Origin of the sequence: Microcystis sp. M049S2, assembly GCF_020245625.1 — a bacterium.
GTDB lineage: Bacteria > Cyanobacteriota > Cyanobacteriia > Cyanobacteriales > Microcystaceae > Microcystis > Microcystis ichthyoblabe_A.
In genome coordinates this window covers 1-2,568 of sequence record NZ_JADBUN010000261.1, presented here as the reverse complement: position 1 = coordinate 2,568, position 2,568 = coordinate 1, and the positions used below count along the sequence as shown (strand labels likewise).

Below are 2,568 nucleotides of genomic sequence, written 5' to 3'. Positions count from 1 at the left end.
TTTGCTAATAAACATAGCAAAATTATAGATGATTTCCTGACCTAAGATCACATTTTATTCTTTTTTCCACTTCAATCTAAGAATTGAGAAAAAAGCAAAACCTTATATTATACCATAAAAAAATTATGCAAGAGGTCTAATGAACAACACTATGTTAAGGAATGTAAAAGAGGCGGTTTTCGCTGCTGCATACAGCTTTCTACCCTATTTACAAAACTTTATACAGCAGCGAAAACTTATGTCCGACTACTTAGGGTTTGCTGAATAAATCTAAAAACCTTGTTGGATAAGGCTTTTAGACTTTTTTTCCCTGAAAAAGTGCCTACCATTGGAGTGATTGGGGGGAAAATTTAGGGATTTTTTCCCTGAAAATTAGGTAATTGACCACCTGAAAATGGGTAAAACCCCACACCCCACACCCCACACCCCACACCCTGCCCCCACGAAAAACTTTTTCAGCAGCCCCTACTTAAACCAGAAGTATCTGGTATAATGCTCAAAAAGCATGGGCGACATACACCGTGCTAACTGCCCACCATCTGTTCTACGAGTACGAGGTAATACCCGTGTCTAATTGATTTATACCGCAAATACGCAACGCCAAATTTTGTTTTGCAAAGATGTCGCAGATTGTCCAAAATCCTCTAATGCCAATGAGTATCAGCTTATGAAATCATCTCAAACTGGTATTAATTTTCCCAATAACTCTGGTCGATTTCTCAGTGCTTTTCAGAGAAAACACTTAGAAAAAAGCCTAGAAAAAGGGTTGTCTAAGCGCCATTTTCAACGAATTCAAATTATGCTGCTGGCAGATGAGGGTAAAACCCAAACCCAAATTTGCCAAGAGTTGGGCTGTTCCCATAGTACAGCACGCCATTGGATAACCCTCGCCAAGTCTGGTCAGGCTCACCAGTGGAATATTGGCCCAATTGGCAGACCTCAAACTGTAGACGAGGAATGCTTGCAGCGTTTGAGGAAGTTAGTCAGTCAAAGCCCTAGAGAAGTTAAAGTCCCTCACCGTGATTTTAGTTATTCGGCTTCCCGATGGACTGCTAAGAAACTCAGCGAGCACCTGAGCGCAGAATTAGGAATTAAAATCAGCGATCGCCATATCAACAGACTACTCAAACAAATGGGTTTATCTACCAGACCAAAATCGAATAACCTTGAAAAAAATGAGCCGAAAAAATCCAGTAAAAGCGGCATTGTGATTAGGGACATTCCAGAGGAGGTGGCATTTTCTTAATCATCATGAAAAATCTATTAAGTGCTATTAAGTGTTTGCAACACTATCGAGGGAGAAATGACTACCAAAGAATATCTATCTGGTCTAATCGGTCAATTTTTATCAGAAGAGGATTTAGCCAGTTTAGTTGAGTCGGCTGAATTTTCAAAACCTAACCCCGGTTTGTTGTTGGAAAGTATCTCAGCATCCGATGGCTTATATATTTTGGTCGCTGGCAAAGTAAGACTGGTTAACAGTAGCCTGGACTTAATTAGCACCCTGCATCCGGCTCAACTATTTGGGGAATGTACTTTGTTTCCTGAAGCCGGTTTTTTAGATTATGCTGTCAGGGTTTCGCCTCAAGCAGAGCTTTGTTATATTCCTGGTAAAGTTTTGCGCTCTATCATTCATAAAAATTCCCGATTTAAGGAGTATTTGTACAATTTAGCTACCGCTAAAGATAATGAACAAAAAAGCAAGTTTTCCATCAATAATAAACCAGATTTATCCGTAAACGACGACCAGGAACTAATTGCGGGAATTAGCACAATCAAAGATGAAATATATCTAAAAACCCACAAGCAAAAAGTTAACAAGGCTTATTTCCCTAGCCCCACTCAGCGCGTTACTCATCTATGGCAGCATATTACTAGACGCTATCCTTTTTTTGAGCAACAAAGTGGTTCTGACTGTGGTGCTGCTTGTTTAGTAATGGTTGCCCGTTATTGGGGCAAAAAGTTTAGTGTCAACCGCATTCGAGATATTGCTAATGTAGATGCCAATGGGGCTTCTTTGCGAGGACTATCCGCTGCGGCGGAAAGTATCGGATTTTCCACTAGACCAGTTAAAGCCAGTATTGACCAACTAGCTAAACAAAAATTACCCGCAATCGCTCACTGGGAAGGTAATCATTATATTGTCGTTTATGAAATCACTCGCAATCAAGTCATTGTTGCTGACCCTGCTATTGGTCAACGGAGTTTAACATATCCAGAATTTAAAACAGGTTGGCAGGGTTATACACTACTCCTACAACCGACAGCTTTAATCAAGGAACTCAAAAATCATACTACCCCATTTTGGCAATTTTTTAATTTAGCCAGTCCTCACGGTCAAGTATTACTAGAAGTATTGTAAAGTTTTGTAAAAAGTATATGCAAATGACTGCAAACAACTGCTAATATGGTTAGTACAAGTTTACGTTGCAGTTCACATGAAACTATCAGATTATGCTAAGAAAAAAGGGATCAGTTATGACACTGCTTGGAGAATGTGGAATCGAGGGCAGTTACAAGGAGAACGTCTTCCTACAGGAACAATTATTATTTTTGAAGATGACCGTT

At 39.7% G+C, this 2,568-nt stretch carries 2 protein-coding genes and 1 pseudogene; all 3 read left to right on the top strand.

Annotation, left to right across the window (positions count from 1 at the left end; genetic code table 11):
- Positions 1-667: 667 nt before the first annotated feature.
- The gene (locus IM496_RS20275; RefSeq protein ID WP_194016663.1) at positions 668-1,246 is read left to right on the top strand and encodes a helix-turn-helix domain-containing protein; all 579 of its coding nucleotides are present in this window, start codon (positions 668-670) and stop codon (positions 1,244-1,246) included.
- Positions 1,247-1,303: 57 nt separating this feature from the next.
- The gene (locus IM496_RS20270; protein ID WP_287663069.1) at positions 1,304-2,362 is read left to right on the top strand and encodes a cysteine peptidase family C39 domain-containing protein; all 1,059 of its coding nucleotides are present in this window, start codon (positions 1,304-1,306) and stop codon (positions 2,360-2,362) included.
- A gap of 76 nt (positions 2,363-2,438) precedes the next feature.
- Positions 2,439-2,568 (top strand): annotated as a pseudogene (locus IM496_RS20265) (IS607 family transposase); the annotation flags it as partial.

Excerpts from the sequence above, each read along its gene's own strand:
- IM496_RS20275 (WP_194016663.1), top strand. The coding sequence starts at position 668 with ATGAAATCATCTCAAACTGGTATTAATTTTCCCAATAACTCTGGTCGA.
- IM496_RS20270 (WP_287663069.1), top strand. The coding sequence starts at position 1,304 with ATGACTACCAAAGAATATCTATCTGGTCTAATCGGTCAATTTTTATCA.